3 protein-coding genes are annotated in these 2,824 nt (G+C 45.6%); all 3 read right to left on the bottom strand.

Annotated features, from left to right (window positions below):
• On the bottom strand, positions 1-78 hold a 78-nt coding region (locus QEH53_RS24565; RefSeq protein ID WP_369426456.1), incomplete at its 3' end, for a hypothetical protein.
• 81 nt (positions 79-159) lie between these two features.
• The gene (locus QEH53_RS23420) at positions 160-603 is read right to left on the bottom strand and encodes a hypothetical protein (RefSeq protein WP_309025662.1); all 444 of its coding nucleotides are present in this window, start codon (positions 601-603) and stop codon (positions 160-162) included.
• A 788-nt stretch (positions 604-1,391) separates the two neighbouring features.
• Positions 1,392-2,234, bottom strand: a complete 843-nt coding sequence (locus QEH53_RS23415) for a DUF4145 domain-containing protein (RefSeq protein ID WP_309025661.1) — start codon at positions 2,232-2,234, stop codon at positions 1,392-1,394.
• Positions 2,235-2,824: the final 590 nt, after the last annotated feature.

Raw genomic sequence — 2,824 nt, 5'->3', positions numbered from 1 at the left:
TTGCGAATGCTTCTGAAGACTTCGTACGATGCTTGTTTTTCCAGAACTGGACGTTCCGTTGAGGACAATCGCTATCATTTATTCTCTGCTAACGTGAAAGCCATACGCGTAGGTCATCGCGGAGCGATGGCCGGAGTTGTATGGGCTGCCTGGTTCGAACTATAATTCCTTTGATTCATATGTGTAACCTCCGCCATGTATGCTTCCCCCTGAATTCGGTGTCATAATTGATCTCTTCGTAAATTTTCCTTCTTCAAACGAGATATGAATCCCTTTTGGATTTGGAGCCCCGCTTGCATCTCGGTAGCTTGTTTCGAAATATATGTAGGCTACATCATTTCCGGTTTCAAACCTCACCTGTAGGGTGTGGAGTAATACGGCCTCCAAGTCTTCAAATGCAGTCTTTGGAACCTCATGCCATTCTTCATCGTAGAAGAAATCTATCTTTTCAATTATCCCTTCGTCAGCGTTTGCTTTCAGCTCAATTTGACCACGAGTCCCGCCATCGATCACGATGTGTACGTAGTCGGGGAGTATCGCATATTCCATACTTGCGAAACAAGCTGAGGTTAGTGCGAAGATTGAGAGCAGGATTCTTTTCATCTATTTTTCTTCGAACGCCGAAGTGATACGTGAGCTCAAAACGTAGCTCGGACGTCAATTTGAGGTTGAGTGTGTCTGGTGTGATTAAAAAACGGCGAGCGCTTACCCGAATTGTATCGACTGACTTGTTCTACTTTTTTCAGGAGCGTGTCTCCAGTGGTCGAGTCCACTCGAATCGAATCTTTAAACTGGCATCGGACCTTGCTCGTCATCTCAGGGTTGCAGGTTGGATTGTGTCTTCGGGAAGCTTGAAATGTCGAAGTCAAAAGTTCGTCTCGTTCCTTCGGTTCGTCAGAATCAAAATTAAATCTATCTGTCGTGTTCGTTTGGAATGTCGTGGTCGCTCTGGTTGAGGATGCTGTGTCCTTCGACTCGAAAACCATAAATATATTCATCAACCTGATCTTAAGTTTCGTAGAACGCCGAGGCCTCACGCGGCGCTTGTCGCCGTTGTGAGAGACGACTTGATATGTGCAATTTTTTTTGAATCAGTTTTCGGCTGATTTGCCGCGTGCGATATCAAGTCGATCATTTCTTCTCTTTGGATGGTTGGATTTTTTGGTTTCTAATTTTACCTCACTGCAGGATCATTTCTTCTCTTCATCGTGGGAATCAATTTTTCTTAGCAGTGCAGGAGTTTGTTTCTTTGAAGTTGTTTTCTTAATACGTTGTAGGATCAATTTTTAGCTCAACCAGATCTTCCTTCTTCACATATCGTGAAGGTCATACGCGGAAGTCAGCGCGGAGCGCTGGCTGGAGTTGTATGGACCGACTGGTTCGACCTATTTTTACTTCGTCTTATCTCTTGTTTCGATGCCTTCTCGCTTCCCTTCGGGAAGCATGTCGTAAAGCGCTTGAACCGACTTCGGATGGCTTATCATCTGGTCGCATATAGAGTTAATCAGTCCAAACAACTGGATCGCCGTCTGTTTATCGTCTCGTAAGTCGAGTTCACCAGGGTGTACCGATTCATTGCCAATCACTCGCACCACATCTAAGGCTTTCTGGACTAACGGGTTCAAACCCTTGGATACAAGAGAACCAATATCCTTATCTATGTTCTTTCCACTTTCTCCAAGGTGTTTGCATAGCTTCTGAACGCATAGACGTAGGAGTGCTGCCGCTCCTCTGGGTGATTCGTTCACAATACGTCTAGCTTCTTCAAAATCTCTAATTATCTCTTCTGGAAGATCTTGATTTGGCGAGATGGATGTCTCGGTCTTTGGGAAAACGAGCCTGTCAAAAACCCAAACCGATATCTTTCTGCAATTGAAGCATTTGCTGAGATTCAGATTTTCGACACCCAAATATGCAGTCTTAGACTCGATATTATCAAGCTGAACCAATCCGGTCAGCATTCGGTCAAAATAGGCTTCCATGCCTTCTTTTTCGTCATCCGGGAAATCTGGATCTCTCAGAATTTCAAGTTTTCGTTTTTCTGTAGCTATCCACGGCGTCGGAGAATCTGTGTCTTTGGATCTTGCATACAAATCGTGCCAGTACTGCGTAGTGTATGCACCACAGTGTGGGCAATCGAATGCTGTAGCGTCAATTCGTGGAGGGTTTGTTTGCATTGATTGTTTTCTGTCGAACGCAAAGGCCATACATGGAGGCCACAGTTGGGGTTCCATTTTAATTTAGTGTTTTGAAGTCTTGGGTCGAAGTGAAAAGGGCGGGCGTTTGCCGGAATTGTATGAGCCGCCTTGTTAGGCTTGATCGATTGGTTGATTTGTCTTTGGGGTTTCGTTTAAGAGTCATCGTCTTTCTATAAGCTTGATCGTCGGTTTGGCTCGGAGGTGTCTCGCTGGATGTCGGGAAACTCTAGGACTGAAATATTCCCAATGGAAGAGGATGCTCGTGACTTCGGATTCTGAAATCGCTTCTCTCCTATGTTCAACTCGGTCGGAAATCCTTGCTCGTGGATCGTCTCCGGCTGGGTCGCCAAGAACGATGACTTTCACTTATACCGGAGCTGGAAATGTCAAATAGCCCAATAATTACTTTCGTTGGATTCTCTAAAACTGGTTCCCCTTTCTTGCTGATCTGAATGCTATGCTCGCACTGGACGAGGATGCTCGTTCCTTCCGTTCGATTCTCGCTCCTCTAAATATATTATTTCTGCCTAACGCCGAGACCATACGCGAGGCCTAGGCTTTGCCTCCATGTCTGGGGTCTTTGTTTTGGGTGGTTCGTGGTGAAGGAGGCGGGCGTTTGCCGAAGT

Origin of the sequence: Pelagicoccus sp. SDUM812002 (assembly GCF_031127835.1) — a bacterium.
Classification (GTDB): domain Bacteria; phylum Verrucomicrobiota; class Verrucomicrobiia; order Opitutales; family Opitutaceae; genus Pelagicoccus.
Note: the sequence above shows the minus strand (reverse complement) of the source record. Positions and strands in the feature narration are given on the sequence as shown.

Coding starts and splice junctions, on each gene's coding strand:
- QEH53_RS23415 (WP_309025661.1), bottom strand. CDS start 2,234: ATGGAACCCCAACTGTGGCCTCCATGTATGGCCTTTGCGTTCGACAGA.
- QEH53_RS23420 (WP_309025662.1), bottom strand. CDS start 603: ATGAAAAGAATCCTGCTCTCAATCTTCGCACTAACCTCAGCTTGTTTC.